This window comes from Paeniglutamicibacter cryotolerans (assembly GCF_014190875.1).
Taxonomy (GTDB): Bacteria; Actinomycetota; Actinomycetes; order Actinomycetales; family Micrococcaceae; genus Paeniglutamicibacter; species Paeniglutamicibacter cryotolerans.
Genome location: NZ_JACHVS010000001.1, coordinates 1491375 through 1513831, shown reverse-complemented (window position 1 = coordinate 1513831; position 22457 = coordinate 1491375). Strand labels below are relative to the sequence as shown.

The 22457-nt window shown below is 66.6% G+C and carries 22 protein-coding genes; 13 read left to right on the top strand and 9 right to left on the bottom strand.

Going from position 1 to position 22457, the window contains the following annotated elements:
• Window positions 1-2: 2 nt before the first annotated feature.
• Window positions 3-782, bottom strand: coding sequence for an SDR family NAD(P)-dependent oxidoreductase (locus tag E9229_RS07145; RefSeq protein WP_183510571.1), 780 nt, complete (start codon window positions 780-782; stop codon window positions 3-5).
• A 103-nt stretch (window positions 783-885) separates the two neighbouring features.
• Between E9229_RS07145 and E9229_RS07140 the strand changes: the two genes are divergently transcribed.
• A complete protein-coding gene (locus E9229_RS07140; RefSeq protein ID WP_183510570.1) occupies window positions 886-1629 on the top strand; it encodes a glutamine amidotransferase in 744 nt (247 codons plus the stop codon).
• A gap of 115 nt (window positions 1630-1744) precedes the next feature.
• Here E9229_RS07140 and E9229_RS07135 read toward each other — a convergent pair whose 3' ends face one another.
• Window positions 1745-2047, bottom strand: coding sequence for a YdeI/OmpD-associated family protein (locus E9229_RS07135; protein ID WP_246380402.1), 303 nt, complete (start codon window positions 2045-2047; stop codon window positions 1745-1747).
• A gap of 189 nt (window positions 2048-2236) precedes the next feature.
• Here E9229_RS07135 and E9229_RS07130 point away from each other — a divergent pair, with 189 nt between their 5' ends.
• Both E9229_RS07130 and E9229_RS07125 read left to right on the top strand, forming a co-directional pair.
• Window positions 2237-2395: a ribbon-helix-helix domain-containing protein gene (locus E9229_RS07130; RefSeq protein ID WP_183510569.1), complete on the top strand. Its 159-nt coding sequence runs from the start codon at window positions 2237-2239 to the stop codon at window positions 2393-2395.
• Entirely contained in the window at window positions 2395-3087 is a 693-nt protein-coding gene (locus E9229_RS07125) for a VOC family protein (protein ID WP_183510568.1), read from the top strand. The genes E9229_RS07130 and E9229_RS07125 overlap by 1 nt, the downstream gene beginning before the upstream one ends.
• Before the next feature lie 350 nt (window positions 3088-3437).
• Here E9229_RS07125 and E9229_RS07120 read toward each other — a convergent pair whose 3' ends face one another.
• A complete protein-coding gene (locus E9229_RS07120) occupies window positions 3438-3998 on the bottom strand; it encodes a shikimate kinase (RefSeq protein WP_246380400.1) in 561 nt (186 codons plus the stop codon).
• Window positions 3999-4147: 149 nt separating this feature from the next.
• Here E9229_RS07120 and E9229_RS07115 point away from each other — a divergent pair, with 149 nt between their 5' ends.
• Both E9229_RS07115 and E9229_RS07110 read left to right on the top strand, forming a co-directional pair.
• Window positions 4148-5263 (top strand): NADH:flavin oxidoreductase/NADH oxidase, encoded by a 1116-nt coding sequence (locus E9229_RS07115; RefSeq protein ID WP_183510567.1) that lies wholly within the window; start codon window positions 4148-4150, stop codon window positions 5261-5263.
• Between the two features lie 57 nt (window positions 5264-5320).
• Entirely contained in the window at window positions 5321-5863 is a 543-nt protein-coding gene (locus E9229_RS07110; protein WP_183510566.1) for a YbaK/EbsC family protein, read from the top strand.
• A gap of 86 nt (window positions 5864-5949) precedes the next feature.
• Here E9229_RS07110 and E9229_RS07105 read toward each other — a convergent pair whose 3' ends face one another.
• Window positions 5950-7398, bottom strand: coding sequence for an MDR family MFS transporter (locus E9229_RS07105; RefSeq protein WP_312855622.1), 1449 nt, complete (start codon window positions 7396-7398; stop codon window positions 5950-5952).
• Window positions 7399-7649: 251 nt separating this feature from the next.
• Here E9229_RS07105 and E9229_RS07100 point away from each other — a divergent pair, with 251 nt between their 5' ends.
• On the top strand, window positions 7650-8189 hold the full coding sequence (locus tag E9229_RS07100; RefSeq protein ID WP_183510564.1) for an NUDIX hydrolase family protein: 540 nt from the start codon (window positions 7650-7652) through the stop codon (window positions 8187-8189).
• A 9-nt stretch (window positions 8190-8198) separates the two neighbouring features.
• On the opposite strand, the gene E9229_RS07095 is transcribed toward E9229_RS07100, so the two are convergent.
• Window positions 8199-9248 (bottom strand): FUSC family protein, encoded by a 1050-nt coding sequence (locus E9229_RS07095; RefSeq protein WP_183510563.1) that lies wholly within the window; start codon window positions 9246-9248, stop codon window positions 8199-8201.
• Window positions 9249-9404: 156 nt separating this feature from the next.
• On the opposite strand from E9229_RS07095, the gene tgt reads away from it, so the two are divergent.
• The gene (gene tgt / locus E9229_RS07090; RefSeq protein ID WP_183510562.1) at window positions 9405-10733 is read left to right on the top strand and encodes a tRNA guanosine(34) transglycosylase Tgt; all 1329 of its coding nucleotides are present in this window, start codon (window positions 9405-9407) and stop codon (window positions 10731-10733) included.
• Between the two features lie 30 nt (window positions 10734-10763).
• On the opposite strand, the gene E9229_RS07085 is transcribed toward tgt, so the two are convergent.
• The 3 genes from E9229_RS07085 to E9229_RS07075 form a co-directional block, all read right to left on the bottom strand.
• Window positions 10764-12434, bottom strand: a complete 1671-nt coding sequence (locus E9229_RS07085; RefSeq protein ID WP_183510561.1) for a DUF6297 family protein — start codon at window positions 12432-12434, stop codon at window positions 10764-10766.
• Between the two features lie 2 nt (window positions 12435-12436).
• Window positions 12437-13129 carry an ABC transporter ATP-binding protein gene (locus E9229_RS07080; RefSeq protein ID WP_183510560.1) on the bottom strand — a complete coding sequence of 231 codons (693 nt, stop codon included), beginning with the start codon at window positions 13127-13129 and terminating at the stop codon, window positions 12437-12439.
• Window positions 13130-13265: 136 nt separating this feature from the next.
• Entirely contained in the window at window positions 13266-13970 is a 705-nt protein-coding gene (locus tag E9229_RS07075; RefSeq protein ID WP_183510559.1) for a queuosine precursor transporter, read from the bottom strand.
• A 247-nt stretch (window positions 13971-14217) separates the two neighbouring features.
• Here E9229_RS07075 and E9229_RS07070 point away from each other — a divergent pair, with 247 nt between their 5' ends.
• From E9229_RS07070 to E9229_RS07045, 6 genes are all read left to right on the top strand, one after another.
• Window positions 14218-14865 (top strand): TetR/AcrR family transcriptional regulator, encoded by a 648-nt coding sequence (locus tag E9229_RS07070; protein WP_183510558.1) that lies wholly within the window; start codon window positions 14218-14220, stop codon window positions 14863-14865.
• A 66-nt stretch (window positions 14866-14931) separates the two neighbouring features.
• The gene (locus E9229_RS07065) at window positions 14932-15423 is read left to right on the top strand and encodes a hypothetical protein (RefSeq protein ID WP_183510557.1); all 492 of its coding nucleotides are present in this window, start codon (window positions 14932-14934) and stop codon (window positions 15421-15423) included.
• Window positions 15413-16075, top strand: a complete 663-nt coding sequence (locus E9229_RS07060) for a hypothetical protein (protein WP_183510556.1) — start codon at window positions 15413-15415, stop codon at window positions 16073-16075. Before E9229_RS07065 ends, E9229_RS07060 begins: the two co-directional genes overlap by 11 nt.
• Before the next feature lie 84 nt (window positions 16076-16159).
• Window positions 16160-16984, top strand: a complete 825-nt coding sequence (locus tag E9229_RS07055) for a hydroxymethylpyrimidine/phosphomethylpyrimidine kinase (protein WP_183510555.1) — start codon at window positions 16160-16162, stop codon at window positions 16982-16984.
• A gap of 280 nt (window positions 16985-17264) precedes the next feature.
• Window positions 17265-20621 (top strand): S8 family serine peptidase, encoded by a 3357-nt coding sequence (locus E9229_RS07050; protein WP_183510554.1) that lies wholly within the window; start codon window positions 17265-17267, stop codon window positions 20619-20621.
• Window positions 20622-20715: 94 nt separating this feature from the next.
• Window positions 20716-21204 (top strand): MepB family protein, encoded by a 489-nt coding sequence (locus tag E9229_RS07045; RefSeq protein WP_183510553.1) that lies wholly within the window; start codon window positions 20716-20718, stop codon window positions 21202-21204.
• A 21-nt stretch (window positions 21205-21225) separates the two neighbouring features.
• Here the strand turns inward: E9229_RS07045 and E9229_RS07040 are convergent, their stop codons facing one another.
• On the bottom strand, window positions 21226-22449 hold the full coding sequence (locus tag E9229_RS07040) for a glycoside hydrolase family 3 N-terminal domain-containing protein (RefSeq protein ID WP_281369563.1): 1224 nt from the start codon (window positions 22447-22449) through the stop codon (window positions 21226-21228).
• Between the last annotated feature and the right edge of the window lie 8 nt (window positions 22450-22457).

Below are 22457 nucleotides of genomic sequence, written 5' to 3'. Positions count from 1 at the left end.
GCCTACTTGGGTCCCATGCGGATGGCCCCGTCGAGCCTGATCGTTTCCCCGTTGAGCATCTGGTTCGAAACAATATGACGCACCAGCGCCGCGTATTCGGCCGGTTTACCCAACCGTGCCGGGTGCGGTACTTGTGCGCCCAGTGAATCCTGGGCCGCCTGGGGCAGCCCGGCGAGCATCGGGGTCTCGAAGATCCCCGGGGCGATGGCCACGCAACGGATCAGCTGGCGGGCCAGTTCGCGGGCCACCGGCAGCGTCATGGCCGCCACGGCGCCCTTGGATGCGGCATAGGCGGCCTGGCCAATCTGCCCGTCGAAGGCGGCAACCGAAGCGGTATTGATGATGACGCCGCGCTCGGCGGTGCCCGTGGCCGGGTCCATCCACGGCTCGGTGGCTGCCATGGCCTCGGCGGCGAGCCGGAGCATGTTGAAGGTACCGATCAGGTTGATGTTCACCACACGCTGGAAGTCTGCCAGCGGCAGCACTCCCCCGCGGCCCAGCACCTTGCCCGGAGTGCCGACTCCGGCGCAGTTCACCAGCACGCGCAGCGGTCCCAGATCGGAGGCCACGGCAATGGCGGCACGCACCTGCCCCTCGTTTCCCACATCTGCCGCGGCAAAGCGGGCACGTTCACCCAGCTCGGCCGCCAGCTCGGCTCCGGCGGAGCCGGGCAGGTCGAGGATCACCACCGATGCCCCGTCCGCATGCAATGCCCGGGCTGTTTCGGCGCCCAGCCCGGATGCGCCCCCGGCGATCAGTGCTACGCCATCGTTCAACTGCATCAGGTGTCCTCCACGGGTTTTGCCGGTCTCTGGTGCTTCCCACTCTAGGCACCCCGCGCGCCGGCACACCAGAACCCCTGCCCGGATGACGTACGATCGGGCCATGAAGCCGTTCCTGCTGATTTCCACCCGGTCCGACGCCTTCACTGCCGAAGACGAGGTGCGCGGGGTGCTGCAGGCCTCCGGCTTGGACCCCACCGACCTGCACACGTTCCCGCTCGAGTCCGAGACGCTGGGCCCGGTCGACGCGGACTGGGTCCGCACCTACTCGGGCATCATCCTGGGTGGCAGCCCGTTCAACGCCTCAGATCCGCCGGAGCGGAAGTCCTCAGTGCAGGTGCGCTGCGAGGCCGACCTGCACCGGCTGCTCGACGTACTGGTAGAGCTCGATTTTCCCTTCTTCGGAGCCTGCTACGGCGTGGGAACGCTGGGCAGCCACCAGGGCGCCGTGATCGATCGGAACTTCGGCGAACCCGTGGGCACGTCCCGCATCGTGGTGACGGATGCCGGTCGCGCGGACCCGATGCTGCGGGGGCTTCCCGACTCCTTCGATGCCTTCGTAGGACATAAGGAAGCAGTGCGCACGCTACCCGCGCATGCCGTGCTGCTTGCCTCATCGGCCCCATGCCCGGTGCAGATGTTCCGGATCAAGGAGAACCTCTACGCCACGCAGTTCCATCCTGAGCTGGATCCCGCGGGGCTGGCGGGCCGCATCATGACCTACAAGGACGCCGGCTACTTCCCGCCGGAGCGGGCCCTTGAATTGCGGGAGCGCGCGCTGGCCGCCGAGGTGGACGCCCCGGGCCTGGTGCTGGCGAACTTCGTACGGCGCTATGGAAACGGCTAGCCGCCGGGTTTAGCTGCCACGTCCGTGGTGCGGCGCGTCGAGGTATTCGGCGATCTTCCGGGTTCGAGTTTCCTCGCGCTTCACGTTGTGCGGCCGGAAGTTCAGCCTTGGCAGCTCAATGGCATGCGGCTTCCCAACGCCCGTCGGCCTGTGCCTCGGCGATGGCGGAATCCCCGGCAGGTGTCATGAGTCCGGACTCGGCCAGCCGGGCGAAGTATTCGACGTTGCGCACCGACCAGGCGCTCTTGGCACCGCGCGGGGTGTAGCGGCGCTTGAAGGCTTCCCCGTCGCGGGCTCCGCGCTGGCCGTCGATCCAGCCGAAACACCGTGCCTCGTCCCACGCCTGGGCGGCGGTCAGCCTCATGACGTTCCTGCCCTTCTTATGCAGCACCAGCCGGATGCCCGGGGGATGAATCATGGTTTTCGACGAGCCAGTCGCGCCATGCCGCCGCATCGGGAAGCAGTACCTCGGACTGTTCGCTCTTGGATGTCCTTGCTGCGGGGGGCCCTGGTTCCCCTTGAACCGGGCTTCCCGCCCCGCGGCCAATCCCCGGGCAAAACCCGTTCCCTTTTCCGCCACGAAGGCAAACTTGCTAGCATTCTAGCCATGATGAAGGAACCGGACGATCCACGGGCGAAGGTCCAATTCAACATCTATCTGCCCGCCGACCTGGTACGCCGGATCAAACACGCGGCCATCGACGAGGGTTCCAGCCTGTCCGCCTTCGTGGAATCCGCATTGCAGAACCAGCTGGAGGAGAAGTAATGCTGCGCGTCCGCCCGATCCACCACACGCCCCATGTCGAAGAATGGGCCCGGCTACTGACGACTTTGGGCCTGATCGAACTCCCGGCCAGCGGGGGCCATGGCGAATTCGCCGCGGCCGGCGGCAAGATCCGGCTCCTGGACTCCGGAATGCCCTGGACCGAGCTGGGCTTCGAAATCCGCGACCTGGACAAGTTCGCCGACTGGACCCGCTCCGATGGAACCCCGGTGACGATCACCGGGGACGGCAGTTCCCGTGCCGGGCGGATTACGGGCCCCGACGGGCTCTCGTTCCTCGCCGAGCCGGTAACACCGGGAGATCCCTCGGCAGGCACTGAACCGGGCCTGATCGTGCTGGCGCTCTGGAACACGCCGGATGTGTCGGGGGCCTCGGCAACCCTGCGCAATATCGGCGCCCGCCCCGACACCACCTCGGACGCCGGCACGTGGGAGCAGTTCCGTGCCAAGAACGGAGGGCTGGTCGCGGCCCATGCCGGCAGCGAACCGGGTGCTGCCTTGTCCTTCGAATATGCCGGGGCGGCACAGAAGCTGCTGGACATCCTTCATTCGCGCGGGATTGACGCCACGCTGGTCGACGAGGCCCACGGGCGCACCGTGCTGGTGCCCGATCCCGACGGAACCCTGCTCCGGATCAGCGAACGCCTGCATGGCCATACCGGCCACGCAGAGTAGACACCGGACCTACTTCGCGGCCAAGGCGGCGGGCCGCAGCGCTGCCACGCTCGCGTATCCGTCCTGCATCGGGGGCGGAGCGAGGGTAGCCATAAACCATGGGGGCGGTGTTGCCCCGGGCATAGGGGTTCCAGCCCGGGTTGCCGCCGGCAATGAAGGCGACCGCGGCACCGGAGGGTACCGACTCCGAGTCGGAGAACCCACTGGGCGCGATGATGGCCTCCTTCCCGATCGGCTGCCTGCCGGACTTCCCGGACGTGCCGTTCACCCCGGCCCAGCTGGCCGAGCTGCTGGCCACTTTGGGCCAGACCCAGCAGGCAGCCCCGGAGGCCGCCGGGCAGGTCGGGGCATCAGGCGGTCCGGGTCGGAATCCTGCGGGCTATCTCGCGGGCTACGGCCCGGGCCGCAGTCGCACCTCGGGCATCGATGCGGATATCCGCCAGCTGCTCGAAGACCGGGCGGCGCTCCTGATCGCGGGCCGTCCAGGTTTCGGCGACATTGCCATTCATGATCGGGCGGTCGGTGCGGCCCGTGAGCCGGGGCAGGACGGTGGCCAGGTCGACGTCGAGCCAGATGACCGTCAGGCCCGCGAGCAGTTCGCGGGTCCCCGGATCCATGGTGGCGCCACCACCGACTGAGAGCACGTAGGGCCCGACTCGCTCGGCGATGATCTCGCGGATCACCTCGGCCTCGTAGCGGCGGAACTGCGCTTCTCCCCCGGTGGCGAAAATGTCGGTGATTCCCCCGTACCGGGCCACGATCACCTGGTCGCTATCGACGAACGGCCATTTCAGTTCGCCGGCCGTCGCCCGGCCGACCGCAGATTTCCCGCTCGCCGCATTGCCGACCATCACGATCGGCCGCGGCTGCTGTTCGGCGGTTGCCGGCATCGTCGATTCCTCGTGCATCATTGCTGTTCAATCCTTTTCGGCGCCGTCGTGCAGTTCTCCACCCGGTCTAAAGCCTAAATTGTTCCGGCCCGGAACGTGAAAGCACTCCGTCATACAAGAAAGACTCCTCTGGGGGAATAGCTGCCGCCACCGGGCGGTTGGCATCTGGCATGAGCAAACTCTTCGAACCGGTCTCCCTCTGGGCACCCCAGGGACCCGGGCTGCACCTGCGCAACCGCACGGTGCTGGCCCCCATGTGCCAGTATTCGGTCAACGCCAAGGACGGAGTCCCCCATGCCTGGCACTTGGCCCACCTGGGCGCCCGCGCCGGCGGCGGGTTCGGACTGGTCTTCACCGAGGCCACGGCAGTGAGCCCCGAGGGGCGGATCTCGGACCAAGACACCGGCATCTGGAACGACGCGCAGGCGGGCGCCTGGGTCGGCATCGTCGATTTCCTGCATAGCCAGGGCGCGGCCGCGGGAATCCAGCTGGCCCATGCCGGGGGCAAGGCCTCCACCTATGCCTGGCTGCCCGAGCAGGCGAGCTCCGGACACCGCGGTTCCATCACTGCGGAGCATGGCGGCTGGGAAACGCTCGGACCCTCGGAAACCACGATCTTCGGGCTGGACACTCCGCGGGCGATGAGCGTGGGCGAGATCCATGCATCGGTCAGGGACTGGGTCGACGCTGCCAAGCGCGCCGAGGCCGCCGGGTTCGACATCATCCAGATCCACGCAGCCCACGGCTACCTCATCCACCAGTTCCTTTCCCCGCTGACCAACAAGCGCGATGACGCCTATGGGGGCAGCTACGAGAACCGCACCCGCTACGCCCGCGAGGTCGTGGCCGCGGTGCGCGAGGCCTGGCCCGCGCACAAGCCGCTGGGCATCAGGTTCTCCGGCGATGATTGGGTCGACGGGGGCTGGCGGATCGAGGACACCGTCCGCTTCGCCACCGAGATACGCGACTTGGGCGTGAGCGCCTTCGACCTCTCCAGCGCCGGGATCGGCGCCTACCACGGCCCCTCGGGACCGGGATTCCAGGTCCCGCTGGCCACCGCCGTGCGCACCGCGCTGGAGGGGACGGGATCGTTCGTGACGGCGGTGGGCGCGATCACCGAACCGGCCCAGGCCGAACAGATCCTCGTCACGCATCAGGCCGATGGAGTCAGCATCGGGCGCGCTGAACTCATCCAACCGAACTGGCCCGTCGTCGCGGCCGCGGCGCTCGGCGTCCATCGCGACGAACTGCCGCGGGCGGCCCAGTACTGGCGTGCCGCGTGGTAACCGTTCTGCGGGAACTACGCTGAACCAAAGCCTTCCCCGTGGTGCATCATGGGGTGCATGAGCCTACCTGCCATCGCGCCTTTGACCTCACTACCTGCCCTGCAACACCCTGAACTCCTGGCCGCGCCAACGCTTGCCGCGCTGCGTGGCTGGGAGCATGGCGGAGAAGTCGCCGTTGTCGCCATCGATCCTGACGTGGCCGACACCGCCGCGATGATGGCCGAATACGATCTGACGGCCGACATGGGCGCGAACTGCGTCATCGTCTCGGGCAAGCGTGCCGGCGTCGAGCGCATCGCCGCCGTGTTGGTTCGGGCTGACCGGCGGGCCGATGTGAACGGGCTGGTCAAACGAACCCTGGATGTGCGTAGCGCCTCCTTCCATGCGATGGACAGGGCCGTAGAGGAATCGGGCATGGAATACGGGGGGATCACCCCGCTGGGCCTTCCTGCCGGGTGGCGCCTGCTGGTCGATCCCGGGGCATTGGAGATCGATGTGGTCATCATCGGTTCCGGGCTCAGGACTTCAAAGCTGTTGGTTCCCGGATACCTGCTCGGCGAACTGCCCGGCGCGGAGGTCATCGACGGCATCGGGCACTGAGCAGACCCGGTCGGATCATCCTGCACAACGCAGGCGGACGAAAAACGAATCGGTGCTCAGCTTTTCCGCGGTATCCACGAATGAGGCTAGCGGGCTTCGAGCACGACCTCCTGGCTGGGCTCCGTCGTGCCGGAGCCCTCCGGACGGCGGATCATCGACGCCAGGACGATGATTCCAAGCGAAACAACGGCAGCGACCAGGAAAGCTCCGTTGAAGCCAGCTGCCTGGGCCGCCATATCGCGCTGGCCCGCCAGCGCCGCATTGCGCGTACCGGCGGACATGACTCCCACCAGCAGCGCGGTCCCGGCTGCTCCGCCGAGCTGCTGCAGGGTCGAGAGCACGGCCGCGCCGTGCGAGTGCAGCGAATGCGGCAGCGGGTTCAGGCCCGAGGTGAACGCCGGGGTGAAGATCAATGCGAGTCCGGTGGACATCAGCAGGTGCAGGCCGATCAGCATCCACAGCGGGGTGGCTTCGCCGATGGTGGTGTAGCTGAACAACACGACCGCCAGCAGGATGCCGCCGGGGATCATCAGCGGGCGGGCGCCGACCCTGTCGAAAAGCCGTCCCACTAGCGGTGCCAGCAGACCCATCAGCAGCCCACCGGGAAGCATCAGCAGGCCGGTGCCCAGGGTGTCGAGCCCACGCACGTTCTGCAGGTACATCGGCAGCAGGATGATCACGCCGAACAATGCGACCATGGCCAGGACCATGAGGATCAGCGAGAGGGTGAAGTTGCGGTAGGTGAACGGGCGCAGGTCAAGCAGCGCCGCGTCGGTGCGCTGCAGGCGCAGCTGCAGCAGCACGAATCCGAGCATGGCCACCAGGGAGACTCCCAGGGACACCAGCGCGATGGTGCGCGTCGCCGGATCCGGGGAACCAATGCCGCTCAGGCCGTAGACCAGGCCACCAAAGGCCGGGACCGAGAGCAGCAGCGAGGGGACCGAGATCCGCGCCGTGGACTGCCGGGAATCGCGCGGCAGCAGCCGGGCGCCGATCACCAGGGCAGCGAGGGCGATCGGCAGCACGATCAGGAACATGAAGCGCCACGGGAGCGAGTGCAGGATCAGCCCGGAAATCGTCGGGCCGATGGCCGGGGCCACCGAGATCACGATGGACACGTTGCCCATGACGCCCCCGCGGCGGTGCGCCGGGACCAGGTTGAGGATGGTGGTCATCAGCAGCGGCATCATGATGGCGGTGCCGGAAGCCTGGATGACGCGGGCCCCCAGCAGCACCTCGAATCCCGGTGCCACACCGGCCAACAGCGTTCCGGTGGAGAACAGCCCGATCGCCAGGATGAACACGGTGCGGATGGGCAGGCGCTGGAGCAGGAAGCCCGTCATCGGGATGACCACCGCCATGGTGAGCATGAACGCCGTGGCCAGCCACTGGATGGCCGAGGCGGAGACCTGGAATTCCTCCATCAACCGCGGCAACGCCACGTTCATGATGGTTTCGTTGAGGATCACCACGAAGGCAGCAACGAGCAGCACTCCGATGGTGGTCTTATCCCGCCTCGAAAGTCGGTCTGTCACGGGCGATGTTGTACGCGGCAAGGTGGGATCCCGATCTGAGCATCTTCATGGTTTGGCGGGCCCGCCGCCGGAATCGGCGGTGGCAAGTTCTCCAGTCTAATGACCGACGCCACTTTCCCGCTATTCCCTGGCTCACCTCCATCCGGTGGCTTTCGCTTCGGGGGGGGGCGGGAACGGTCGACCCGGCCGACGCGTCCAGATTGCCGGCTCAGATACGTGTGGATCGCGCCGGGATGCGCTAAACATGAAGTATGAACGTTCGCACCCCGGATCCGTACCCTGGCTGGCTCTCCGACGAAGACCTGCACGAGGCCCGACAACGCATGCCGATATTGTATGTGGAGGCGATCCCGGTTCGCTTGGATCCTCTGGGATACGTCAACGAACTCGGGCTGCTTTACTCCGCCGACGCCCAGGGCCGGTTCCTGCGCACCTTCGTGTCGGGACGGGTGATGTACCGCGAGACGATCCGCGCGGCACTGATCCGGCACATCGAAAAGGACCTGGGCCCGATGACGCTTCCGCAGCTGCCTCCGAGCCCGGTGCCCTTCACCGTCGCCGAGTACTTCCCCTCGCCCTCGGAGACCGGGCTGACCGACGAGCGGCAGCACGCCGTGTCGCTGGCCTACATCGTGCCGGTGCGCGGGGAATTGACGCCGCGCCAGGACGCGCTCGAACTGACTTGGCTGAGCCCGGCCGACGCACTGAGCCCGGAGATCCAGAACGAATTCGCCGGCGGCCGCGGGAACCTGGTCCGCCAGGCTCTGGCCCACGTCGGCTACAACGGCTGAGCGGATTCCTCAGACGGTGCGCTGGCCCCACCAGAATTTCGGGGCCAGCACCACGAGCACGCCGATCGCCGAACCCAGCACCGTTTCCAGCGCCCGGTCGTAAAACAGCTGCACGCTGGGCCCCGTCACCAGGGACACGCCCACCAACGCCAGCGGGGTCACGAAGATCTGCGCGATGAAGTAGTTCCGGGTCACGAACATCTCGGCCGCGAATTGGGCGGCACCGATCACCAGGATCAGCGCCCACACCGGCGGATGCGCCACCACGATCAGCGCCATCAACCCGAGCCCCACCAGCGTGCCCAGCACCCGGTGCAGTCCGCGGCGGATCCGGTGCGCCGTGGTGTGCCCGACCAGCGGGACTACCGCGGCGACCATCGCCCAATAAGGGTGCCCCGTGGACAGCGCCGGGCCCAGCAGAGCCGCCGCACTGCCGGCCAGGCCCGCGGCCACGAGGTAGCCCACCCCCTCGAGCAGGATCATCCGCCGTTCCACCGCCCCGACCGGGCGCCGCGGGATGAACGGGGCCAGCGAGCGGTATCCGGGGCGCAGGATCCCAGCCAGCCCCAACAGGATCGAAAACACAATGGTGGCCAGGGCCGTGCCCAGCCCCTGGGCCACCGGCGGTTGGGCGGGCAGCGAGGCGATCGCGGCAAAGGCGAAGATGTGGAAGAGCGATCCGGCCGGGCGCAGCCGCAGCCAGGCCACCACCACGGATGCGACACCCGCCATCAGGGCCGTCAGCCCGACGATCGTCCAGGTGCCGCGGCTCGGATCCTTGTGGTCGATGAGGTACGTCGATGCGGCCATGGCCAACGCCATCACCACCAGGAACACGGCGCCGGCCCTCGCCTGGGCGTACAGCCGGTTCCCGTAGCCCTGTACCCGCCCATAGATTCCGGTGAAGGCTCCGAAGACCACGAACACCGTCAGGTCCAGCCGGTCCAGCAGCAGCAGGGTCACCAGCGGCACGAAAATACCCAGGGCCGTCCGCAGCCCGATCAGGTGGTCCCGGTTCCCCGGACCCAGGGTCAACAGGGACCCGATGCCCTTGTTCATGCTCCGCCTTTCGCCGCGGGCAGCGACCCCGGTGCGGTGCGCTTGGTCACCGCCGGCATCGTGCCCAGCCTCCAGCCTAGGGCCCTGCTCCCCGTCCGTCCCGCGGTTCCGGTCCCGAGGGGCCCGACTGTGGGCGGTCCAACAGGCACCTGTTCCATGGGGCACACTAGTGTGGTGTCTTCCCTTTCCGAAACCCAAGCCCCGGCCGCAGCCGTGCAGGCCACTCCAGCCCATCCCCGCCAGTCGGACTTCTCCTTTGAGGTCGGGACCCGCCTGAGCAATGCCGACGGCTCCCCGGCCCTCGGGCGCACCGGCGTCATCAGAACCCCCCACGGTGACATCAAGACCCCCGCCTTCATCGCCGTGGGCACCAAGGCCACGGTCAAGGCGATCCTGCCTGAGGCCGTCGCGGAGCTCGGTGCCCAGGCCGTACTGGCCAACGCCTACCACCTGTACCTGCAGCCAGGCTCCGAACTGCTCGATGCCGCTGGCGGCCTGGGCAAGTTCATGAACTGGCCGCTGCCCACCTTCACCGACTCGGGCGGATTCCAGGTCATGAGCCTGGGCTCCGGCTTCAAGAAGGTCATCGACATGAAATCCGTCGACCAGTCCGGCCCCGACGACGCGGTGGCACCGGGCAAGGAACGCCTGGCCAACGTCGACGACGACGGAGTCTGGTTCAAGAGCCACCTCGATGGCTCCAAGCACCGCTTCTCCCCGGAGATTTCCATGCGCGTCCAGCACGAGATCGGCGCCGACATCATGTTCGCGTTCGACGAGCTGACCACGCTGCAGAACTCCCGCGGTTACCAGGTCGAGTCCCTCGAGCGCACCCGGCTCTGGGCCGAACGCTGCATCACCGAGCACTTCAGGCTCACCGACCAGCGTGCCGGCAAGGAATACCAGGCGCTCTTCGGTGTGATCCAGGGTGCCCAGTACGAGGACCTGCGCCGCAAGGCCTGCCAAGACCTCGGCGCCATGGAGTTTGACGGCTTCGGCATCGGCGGGGCGCTGGAGAAGGAGAACCTCGGCACCATCGTGGGCTGGTGCTCACAGGAACTGCCGGAGAACAAGCCGCGCCACCTGCTGGGCATTTCCGAGCCCGACGACATCTTCACTGCCATCGAAAACGGTGCGGACACCTTCGACTGCGTCTCCCCCACCCGGGTAGCCCGCAACTCGGCGTTCTACACCCCGCACGGCCGCTTCAACCTCTCGGGCTCCCGGTACAAATCCGATTTCACCCCGCTCGCCGAGGGCTGCGAGTGCTACACCTGCACCAACTACACGCGCGCCTATATCCAGCACCTGTACAAGTCGAAGGAGATCCTCAGCCACACGCTGATCTCCATCCACAACGAATACTTCGTGGTGAAGATGGTCGACGACGCGCGCCAGGCCATCGAAGACGGCACCTTCCACGAGATGAAGGCACGTGTCATGGCCGAGTACTACGCCGGGAACCCGGACCCGCAGGGCCTGTAGCACCGGGCCGCCTGACCCGCCTCCCCGGCCTCAGTTCCGGGGAGGGGGCCGGTCCGCGACGTGGGTTCCGGTGAACCAGGCGACGCCCGCCACAACGAGCGCCACCACTGCCAGCATCGGGGGGACCGGTGCCAGGAACAGGCCCACCAGCAGCGGAATGACGGCCAGCACCATTACGTCATAACCGCGGGTAAAGTGCGCGAGAAGAGGCTGGGTGGCCTTGTTCATCAGCGCCAGCACCATCACCGAACCCCAGTCCAGCCCCGGCCTGTAGGCCAGGCGCACCGTGCCGGCGGCCAACCCGATACCAGCCAGGACCCCGATCGCCACCAGCAGGCCGACCGATCTCCCGTCCAATGCCACCGCCCAGCCCAGGTAGGCGGCAAGCACCGCACCGTAGACGGCTAGAAGGATTCCTGCGACAGCCCCGTGCGCCCGGCGGATGGCCCCGCGGCCCAACGGGATGATTGAATCCAGCGCGGGGACATCCGCGGCCTGGGCAGCTGCCGCACCTGCCCCCTTTGCCGCGATGCAGGCCCCGATCAATACCAGTGTGCACAGTGCCACCGGCTGCCCCGCGCCCACTGCCAAGGTTCCGGCGACGGGCAACAGCAACCCGGCAGCCAACGAACTCCATACCGAACCGGTACGCAGCAGTACCAGTGCTTCGGCCCGCATCAACGCACCCAACGGCCCGCGGGCCAGCGCGGCAGGGAGCATCCGGCCGAAGGCATCGGAGCCGCGACGGCGAATCGATTCCCGTTGGGCCGCCTGCCGCCGCGATTCGTGCGCCCCGGCCTGTTCGATGGCCGAGCCCAGCACCTTTGTATCGAGCATGGCCAATGCAGCACCGGCATGGGCACTCGAAGCACCGCGGGCCATCAGTTCGCGACTGGAGTTACGTTCCAGCCGCGGCGCCACATAGGCGAACAACCCGGCTACCGATGCCGCAAGTGCCGGCACGATCCACCAGGCTCCACCTTGGGCGGCAGCGGGCCAAGACACGGGAAGCACCGCCCAGAGCCGTTCCAGCCCCGGGTGTCCGGCTGCATGCAGCACGGCGTCCAATGCATAGACCAGCGCCAGCGCTGTCGTTCCGAACCCCAGACCGCCGCGGATCCAACGGGCCCGCCCGGCAAACTGGGCCACTGCGGCGATCAACGCCAGCACGGCAAGCATCAGTCCGAGGCACAGCGCGCCCAAACCAATCCCGACTGCAGCGGGTAACCGTTGCCCGGCATCGAGCAACGCTATGCCCAACGGAATCCACAGCACCAGGCCCAGCGCGATGATCCAGACCAGCCTCTGGCGCAGCAGCCGCGCCAGGAACGGCGTACGGCGCACCGGAAGTGACAGCCACCAGAAACCCTGGGCCCGGTCCACGGCGGAGGGGCCGAGCCGGGAGAAGAGCGAGAGCATGGCCAGCAGCGCCACCATCAACAGGGCGGAGGCGGCGGAGGCCGGGGGAACGACGCCGAGCCCGGGCCGCAGGAGTCCGCCTTCCAGCCCGGTGCGGAAGTTCTGGGTGAATGCCTGGGCGATGCCCGTGGCAAAGAGGACCACCATGAAAAGGGCGAGCACCGCCATGTAGGCATCAGCTGCCCGCTCCCCGAAGCGTCCTCGTTTTGCCTCGCGTTCGGCCGTCCGGGACCGAATCCAAGGGTCGAAGTCGACGGGTTCATTGAGCATTGCCGCTGCCATGCTTAGGATTCCCTGATCGCGGCTGCAGCGGCATCGACTGTTCTGGCAGTAATCTCGCCATCCGCTACGACCAACGCGTGATCCGCCACCACAGCCAGGAAACCCGGATCGTGCGTGACCACCAGCAGTGTGGCACCGGCAGCGACCCGCTCACGCAACCGGGCTGCAAGGCCGGCACGCATCTGCGGGTCTAGGCGCTGTTCGGGCTCGTCGAGCACCAGCAGCCGCGCCGGACGGATCAGGGCGGCAGCCAGCAATAGCCGGCGCCGCTGGCCCGAGGACAGGGCATGCGGATAGGCGGTGCGTGCGCCCTCCAGGTCGAAGAACGCCAGTTCCCGCTCGACCAGTTCCCCCGCATGCTCCAAGCCGTGCCCGCGAGCCACCAGGTCGAGGTGCTCCTGCACGCTTAGCGAGGGGAAGAACGCGTCCTCATCCAACACCACCGAAACCGCGCGGCGGTACAGGTAGCTGGAATCGTCGGTGAATGCACCCAGGATCAACACGTCACCGGAGACCGGTTCCTGGTAGCCGACCAGGGTGCGCAGCAGCGTCGACTTGCCAGCGGCGTTGAATCCGACGATCCCCAGGGCGGTGCCCGGGCGGAGCTGAAGATCCAACGGACCACAGATATCCAGCCCGCCGTACCCGGAGACCAGGGCGGTAGCGGAGATCAGCGGTGCGGCGTGGGTGTCCATGGAGCCCACGCTATCGAACAGGGACGCCAAAGGGGATCCGGCACAGGGATGAGTTGCCCCGCGCGGACGACGGACCGGTGAGCGCAGGCGGCGCCCGGGAGCGGGCTAATGCGGTACCGCGCGGGCTTGCCGGGGGCTACTGCGGGAGCTCGTAGCTGGGTTCACGGCGCTTGAACCAGCGGATGACGGCCGCGGTGACTGGCACGAAGGCGAACTCCACAGCCGTCTTGTAGGCGAAACCGACCAGCACGTAGTTGACGAACGTCGGGGCATCGGAAATACCCAGCACCGGGGCGGCAATCGAGCAGAAGATCAACGTATCGGCGAATTCGCCCACACCGGTGGATCCCATCAGCCGGCCCACGAGCCCCCGCTCGCCGAAGCGTTCCTTCATCCTCACCAGGACCAGGGAGTTCAGGGTCTGGCCGACAAGGAACCCGAGCAGCGAGGCTGCCACGATGCGCCAGACCGGTCCGAGCGTGCGCTCCAGCGCATCCTGCCCGTCATACCAATCGGCGGCGGGAAGCGCGATCATGATCCAGAAGCACAGGGCCGAAAACGCGGCCAGGGCGAAGGTCGTGACGATGGCCCGGCGAGCCTGGCGGAATCCGTAGACCTCGCTGATCACGTCGCCCAGGATGTAGGCCAACGGGAAAAGGAAAAATCCGCCGTCGGTGACAACGGGGCCGAACGTCACGCCCTTGGCGGCGCCGATGTTGGACAGGATGACCACGACGGCCATGACGGCCATGACGGTGGAGAAGTACGGGCTACCGGCTGCCGCGAAGACCGCGGACTTGACCGGAGCTGCTGTTTTTTTGCTGGCGGAAGTAACGCCCATGGTGGATACCCAATCTTGAAGTGGTTCGCCAGGTCCCGCCCGCGGCATTGGCGATCCATCGTTCCTTGTCGGGGAATGGTTCGCGTTCCGCAGGCTGCCCGCTGTATTAGCACTTGACCATCCATTCTCCCACGCGACCCGTTCACGGCTGTTCACCGGCTGTTCGGTTCTACTGACACGAATCCAGTTTTTGAACATGTTCAATTCTTGTTAGAATGACCCGGACCCGCCTGAATACAAGGAAAAAATGACCAAGCAAACCGCAAAAGGGACCGAATCCCGGCAAAAGCTGTTGAACGCCGCCATGAAACTCTTCGCCCAAAACGGCTTTCAGGGCACGACGATGCGCGCCATTGCAGAAGAATCGGGACTATCGCTGGGGAACTCGTACTACTACTTTGAATCCAAGGAGCAGCTCGTCGGCGAGCTCTTCCGCCTCCTGCAGGACCGGCAGCGGGCCCTCGCATGGCCCCGGTTGCAGGAAGGCAACAACCTGGAGACCAACGTCCGGCTTACCCTGGAGGCCACACTGGAGGTCCTCGCCCCCTACCGGGACTTCGGCCCGGCGTTCATCCGCGCAGCCTTCGCCGGAGGAGACCCGGCCTCCGGAAACGTGAACAAGGCCAAGGAGTTCGGGCTTTGGCGCCAGGCAGTTGCCACCTGCCGGCCACAGCCACCGCTGGCCATCCGGCAGGACCTTCCCCAGCTGCTCTGGCTCATCCAGCGCGGCATCATCCTCTTCTGGGCCTACGACGGCACTGAGGATGCCCGACGAACCCTGCGGTTGATCGGAAATGCGGCTCCGGTCATTGCCCGGCTGGCCGTACTTTCCCGGCTGCCGGTGGTGCGCACGATTCTGGACGACATCATCTCCCTGGTTCGCAGCAGCAGCTGACCCGCGATCGCTGGGCACCAGCCACCGATGCGCGTAGAGTCAAATCACCAGTGATCAAGGAGCGAAATGAGTAGACGGGCAACCTCGACGGGGGCCCCCGTAGCGAACCGGCATCTGGTCGCATTCGGCCCGTATGCCGTGGCGAAGGGATGGCTGGTTTCCTTCCTGCTCTTCTGCCTGGCCTCCCTGGGCTACCTTCTGTGCTCCACGGCCTTCGGGGCGGCAGCCGGTGCCGATAGCTCCACGGTCAGTCTCCTCGGGACTTGGGCCACGGCCTTCGCGGGGAGCCTGCTTCTCTGCGTGCCGCTGGCCATCGGACCGGGCATGCCGTTGCGGCCCCTCGCCCGGCAATCCCTGCATCGCGTGGCCTTTTTCCTGGTCTTCGGCCTGCTCGCCATCGCGCCGTTCATCTCCAGGCACGAGCCCAAGGACACCTGGGCCGTGCTGTCCATCGCGCTGGCCGCGGGTTCGCTGGCCGTCATCGGGCGTGCCTCGGTCCTCGGGAACATCTACCTCACCGACACCACCACGACACCGGAGCCCGCACATGCCCACTGAATCCAAGAAGATCCCGCACTGGGTACGCTCCCTCGCGCTGATCCGGGACCTCCATCCGGTGGCGGTCGACGGCTACTCGATGGTGCTGACCGGAAGCGGCCTGACCGGCCCCGAGCTGCTGCGCTGGTGGCCGACTCCGGGCGAGGTCGGCGCCCTGGCCGACCAGCTTGCCGCACTCCCCTCAGCACCCGGCACCCGACTGACCCTATTGGGGCAGCCCGACGCCTTCCTGGCCAAGGAGCTGGCCCGTCAGGGCTGGGCCCCGACCGAGACGCGGACGTTGCTCGCGGCCCGGACCGAGGATGTCGCCCAGGTTGCGAAGCTACCGGAGACGGCAACGCTCTTCGAGGCGCCGCTGGATGACTACGACGTCGTGGAAATCACCGATTTCGACCACTCCGTTGCCCGGGCCCGAATCGTCTTCGGCGAGGGGCATGCGCTGCTCAGCGAACCACAGGTCAGCGACCGGGTCGACCCCAGCACCTATGTTGATGCCGCCCTGGCCAACCTGGCCGCCGCAGCGGCACGCCACGGATATGGGCTGTTGTTCATGGTGGTTCCAACGAAGGCGGACACCGGCCGTGCCATACTGCGGCCCGAGGGCTGGTCGCAGGCCACCCCGCTGCTGACGCTCACCTTGGGTGGGGCCTGACCCCGGCCAAAGGATCGGACGGCGCGCCGTCCTACGGCGTCACCGTTGTCCGCAGCCCGGTGTCCTGGGCCATAAACTTGTGCCATGACTTCGAGCACAACCGCATCCCGTCCCGCCATCACCTTGACCATTGCCGGTTCCGAAGCGACCGGCGGCGCCGGCGCCCAAGCCGACTTGAAGACCTTCCAGGAACTGGGCGTCTTCGGCATCGCCGCATTGACCTGCATCGTCTCCTTCGACCCGAAGGACAACTGGAACCACCGCTTCGTCCCGGTCGACACCCAGGTCATTGCCGACCAGCTGGAAGCCGTGCAGACCTGCTACGCGGCAGACCTGGATACGGTCAAGCTGGGCATGATGGGCTCCCCCGCCACGATCGATACAGTAGCCACGGCACTGCGGTCCCAGCAGTGGAAGAACATCGTGCTTGACCCGGTGCTGATCTGCAAGGGCCAGGAGCCGGGCCACGCACTGGACACCGACCAGGCCTTGAAGGCCATTCTGCTTCCGCTGGCAACGTTCGTTACCCCGAACCACTTCGAGGCGGAGTCGCTTTCGGGCATCACCATCAACACGGTCGAGGACCTCACCCGAGCCGCACGGCTGATCCACGCGGCGTCCGGCGCCGCGGTCCTAGCCAAGGGCGGGGTCCGGATTGCCGGCTCCGAGGCAGTCGACGTCTTCTACGACGGAACCGTCACCGAGGTACTCTCGGCCCCGAAGGTCGGAGAGGTTGCCGTCTCCGGCGCCGGATGCTCCTTGGCCGCCGCCATCACCGCCGAGCTGGCCAAGGGCGCCACCCCGCTTGAGGCCGCGCGCACCGCCAAGGCCTTCGTAACCGAGGGCATCAAGAACCGGGTTTCCTCGGCAGCCCCGTTTGACGCCCTGTGGCAAGGTGGTAACCGCTAAACCCCCTAACGTAACCCCCAAGTGGCGTCACCGGCAAGTGGTGGCGCCACCAGCATTTAAGGCTCCGATCAGCACCTTTCGCATTGTGTCAGGTGGTCCTCGGATTGCGCTTGACAAGGGAATTCCGCTGGGTTCTCCCGGTGATGACAACGTCAAGCAAACCCTTGACACACGGCAGGGCTCACATAAGCTAACCCGAGGAGCGTCCGGCCCCCGTGGTCGCCGAGGCTCCGCATCACTCCACTGGCATTCACACTCCACCGGCATCTATAGGAGCATCATGAAAGTCTCGCGCCGCCCCCGGCTCGCGAGGACTCTCCTGGCTTCGGCAACAGGCCTCGCGCTAGCCGTCACCATGTCCGTCCCCACGTCAGCCGCATCATTGAACATCAGCTCGGCCAAGATCAACTCCACCCCAGGAAACGATTCCCAGGCCCTTGGCGGAGCCGCACCACTCCGCCTGAAAAACCTCAAGGTCTCCGGTCCTCTATCGGCAGCTAAGGGCGAGGTATCCGTCTTCGTGCAGTTCTCGGGCGATGGAGCCTTCGAGCAAACGCAGTCCGCCACGGCCATGAGCGGACTGGCAGCCCCCAAGAAGGACCCCACCCGGGTCAAGAAGATCCGGGACGGCATCAAGGCCCAGGGTAATTCCGCGGCCAAGCAGGCGAAGGCCGACGTCATCTACAACACCACCAATACGCTTCCCGGTGTTGCCCTGCGCGGAGACGCGGACGCCCTGCGCGCGCTGGCCTCCCGCGCAGACGTGGTGAAGATCAGTGCCATCGTCCCGAAGAAGCTCACCAACAAGGGTTCGGTCGTCGATACCAAGGCACTGGATTCCTGGACGGCGCTGAAGCAGACCGGCGTGGGCGTCACCATAGCCGTACTGGACACCGGGCTGGACTATACCCATGCGGATTTTGGTGGCCCCGGTACCGTAGCGGCCTTTAAAAAGGCCCAGGCTTCCAAGGAGCTGCCTTCGAAGGCTTCCGGGCTCTTCGACTCCACCAAGTTCGCCGGCGGCTGGGACTTGGTTGGTGACGACTACGATGCCGACCCCACTTCGGCCACCTACCAGCCGATCCCTCATCCGGACTCCAACCCATTGGACTGCCAGGGTCACGGTTCCCACGTGGCAGGCACGGCTGCAGGTTTCGGCGTAAACGCCAAGGGGAAAACTTTCCGCGGACAATACGGATCGCTGACCGCCGCCCAGGTCCATGCCATGCGGATCGGGCCGGGCTCGGCGCCGGAGGCACGGCTCGTCAGCCTGCGCGTCTTCGGTTGCAATGGTTCATCCGACGTGGTCGGACAGGCGCTGGACCGGGTGCTGGACCCCAACAACGACGGTAACTTCGATGACCGGGCCCAGATCGTGAACATGTCGTTGGGTTCGGATCAGTCACCCGCAGACGACCCGGAAAACGCCATCGTCGATGCGTTGACCCGACAGGGTGTGCTCTCGGTGGTGGCCTCCGGCAATGCAGCTGACATCACCGACATCGGTGGTTCCCCGGGCAATTCCCGGTCCTCGCTGACAGTGGCAAACTCCGTCGGCTCCCACATCACGCTGGACGGCATCAACGTCCTGGCACCGGCTGACCAGGCCGGGGTCAAGGGCGGACAGTACTCGGCCAACTTCGACTACACCAATGCAACCCAAGCCCAGTTGACTGGCAATGTCGTCATGGGGCCCCAGAACAACGCCTTCGGCTGCCAGCCGTTCGCGGCGGGCTCGCTGCAAGGCAAATGGGTCTGGCTGCAATGGAGCCAAGATGGGGCCTTCCCCTGCGGCTCGGCCACTCGGTTCAACAACGCCCAGGCGGCCGGCGCCACCGGGGTGCTCCTTGACTCCGAGGTCAACGTCTTTGATGCCGGCATCGCCGGCAATGCGACCATTCCCGGTGCACAGCTCACCCTGGCCAACTCCAACGCGCTGCGTCCGGCGGCTGCAGCGGGCACGCTACAGGTCCAGCTGTCCCCGTCACTGATCGGAAGCGCCTTCACCGAATCCGGTGCCTTGGACACGTTGAATCCGAGCTCCTCGCGCGGCGTCCACGGCTCCGAAGGGATCGTGAAGCCCGATGTGGCGGCCATGGGCACGCTCATCAGCTCGGTAGGCGTCGGCACCGGAAACGGGCCGGCAGTCATGACCGGCACCTCGATGGCCACACCGTTGACCGCAGGCATTGCCGCCCTGGTTGCCGGTAGCGGGAAGTACACCCCGTACCAGGTCAAGTCCATCGTGATGAACACCGCCGTGGCCGACGTCCGGGCCCCCAACGGATCGGTCTATGGACCGGCCCGGGTCGGCTCGGGCCGCGTGATAGCCTCCAACGCGGTCTCCACTCCGGCCTACGCTTTTGCGACCGACGCACCGGATTTGACCAGCGTGGTCTTCGGCGTCATCGAGGTGGGCAAGAAGAAGTACACGTCCACCAAGTCGATCACCGTGGTGAACAAGTCCAAAAAGACCCAGACCTACAAGGTCTCCTACCTCCCGGCCACCACCATCCCCGGCGCCAGCTACACGCTGGACAGCCGCTCGGTCACGGTGCTGCCCGGCGGCAAGGCGAAGGTCAAGGTCACGCTGAGAGTCGACCCGAAGAAGTTCGCCAAGACGCTGGACCCGACCATGGACCGCGAACAGCTCGGCGTCCCGCGGGCCTGGGTGTCCGATATTTCGGGCCGCGTGCAGTTCGCTTCCTCCTCTGCACCCACGCTGCGCGTTCCGGTGCATGGCGCGCCGAAGCTCGTCAGTAACATGCGCGCCACTGCCAAGGCCACCACGGGCAAGAAGTCCGACAGCGCCGAGGTCAAGCTCTCGGGCCGGGACATCCTCCAGGGGACCGGGGACCAGCAGGTCGTTTCGCTGATTTCGGCCTTCGAGCTCGGAGCCACGTCCAAGCGCCAGCCGCGCAGCATCGACACCATTGCCGGAGCCCGCGAGATGGACCTGCAATATGTGGGCGCCTCCTCCGACGCCCGCAGCGCCGGGGCGGCGGATGGCATGCTGAACTTCGGCGTCAGCACCTGGGGAAACTGGGCGCACCTGGCCGGAGGAACGGAAATCGACGTCGACATCGACGTGGACAACGATGGCCAGTCCGACTTCGTGGTCTTCACAACCACCGTTGACGGACTGGATCTCGATGTCGTTGCCACCTACGACCTGAGGTCCGGGGACCAGGTTGATCTGCAGTTCACCAACGGCCTGGCCGGTGACATCGACGCAAACACCTTCGACACCAATGTCGTCGGGCTGCCCGTGTCGTTGGCTGCCTTGGGCCTGACCGGCACCAGCGCACCGATCCGGTACCGGGTCAGCACGTATTCGTCCTATAACTTGGACGACACCGGGGCTTACGTTCCGGTCGATGAGACGGGGTGGATCAAGTACAACGCGCTGAACCCGAACCTGTGGTTCGAGGGCAACGGGACCGGAACGGTCTTCACCGACCTGAACCGGCAGAAGCTCACCGCCCACCCCAAGGCCGGGGTGAAGGAAGCCAAGGCACTGTACCTGCACCTGCACAACGCCACCGGTGACCTCAGCGGCAAGCGCGGTTCCGATGGCGACCGGGCCCAGCTCGGTACGATCCGCGTGAAGCCAGCCAAGGGCCACGGCCACAAGTGAGGCCACGGCTAACACTCACGTAGCACCCCCCTATGCGGCGCCCCGGACACCAGTCCGGGGCGCCGCTGCGGTGTGCGGGCACTAGTCTTAGCGGGTGAACCCGGAAAATGTACTGCCCGGCCTGATCGGGCTCGACACAACGGCGATCGAAGCCGAAACCGATCCGCAAGGCGCCCGCTACGCCGCCCACAGCATCAGGCTCGGGGGACTGGCGTGGGCCTACCGCCAGGCGCTTGTCACACCGAAGAAGGCCGGCGCCTTCGTGACCCTGTGGCGGCGCTCGGAATCCGGGCCGATCCGTCCGCTGCTGGCCTCGGACGGACTCGACGGGGCGCTGATCCATCTGGTCGATGCCCTGGGATCCGGCCTGTTCGTGTTGCCCTTCGAGGCCTTGGAACGCCACGGGATCGCCACCGTTCCCGGGCGGGAAGGCAAGCGCGGATTCCGCATCTATGCCCCGTGGACCCCATGTCCCGGCAACCAGGCCCGCAGGACCCGGGACTGGCAGCGTGAATACTTCCTAGAAGCCGAGAAATCCGGGCTTCTCAATCAGGGACGGCTGAAGACCCTGCTGGGCAGGTAGGCCGCGCCGGCTCGCGCTTCCCTACCCGAGCTTGGCCCGCAGGACGAGCAATGCTGCCGCATCGATCCGGGCCCTGAAGGCCGATGATTCCCGTGCCTCGGCGACCAGCGCCCGGGTGATGGCGGGAATAGCGGCAGCATTGACGCACAGCATCATCGTGCCTCCGGCGTTGAAGAAATTAACTGCCCTGCTCCCGTACGCCCACGCCGAGAGGGCGACGGCCTTGCACATGTCATCGGAAATGATGATCCCGGAGAACCCCTGGTCCGAGCGCAGCATCCCCTCCATGACCTTGGACGAGAACGGGGCGATATTTTCCGGATCGATGCGCTCATAGCGGGCGTTGGAGACCATCACCCATCCGTTTCCAGCCTCGATGTTGGCCGCGAACGGCTGAAGGTACTGATCGTTCCGGGTCGTCACCGTGTCTAGGACATCGGCAGTGGTGTCGGTATTGGCGGTGACCCGGCCGAGGCCGGGAAAATGCTTCACCACGGGTTGGACGCCGCCTGACTTCATGCCCCGGGAAAACGCCAGCGAGTGGGTGGACACCGTCTGGGTGGTATAGCCGAATTCCCGGCCGAAGGCACCGATGGGCGCATTCGACGGGGCGAAGGCAGCCGAGGGAACGGTGTCGGTGACCGGAGCCAGGTTTACGTCGACACCGGCGTCGGCCAGTTCCACGGCCCAAGTCCGGGCCGAGGCTTCCAGGCGGTCGGCGGTCCAGCCGCCCTGCACGATTCCTGCAGGCATGGCACTGAAGCCCGGGCCGCTGAGCACCTGGACCGCGCCGCCTTCCTGGTCGGTGGCCACGAAGCGCCGGATGCCACCGGTAGCAGCGGGTGCGCCGGTGGCCCGCACCGCGTCAACCACGTGCCTGGTCCCGGAGACGCCCAGCTTGCTGCGCCCCTTGAGGAAGACATTTCCTACATGATCGGCACCCAGTATCCGCAGTGTCGGAGCATCGGCGCCGGTGGCAGGAATCCCCATCATCAGCACCTGCCCCACACGCTGTTCAAGGCTGAGGCCGTCCAGCGCCCGTTGTGCAGCGGACGAGGGCGCGGAGCTGGCTGTCTGGCTGCTGGCCGAAGGCGGCCGTATCGCCGAGGCGCTGGGGGACGGCGGATTCCGGGTTGAGGTCGGGGACTGGGTCGGGGGCGCATTTTCCCCGCTCGGCGTGGAACTCGGCGAAGAGGCCGGGGTGCCGGTCGGGGGTGGAGTGGGCGTTGCGCAGGCGCTGAGCATCCCCACTA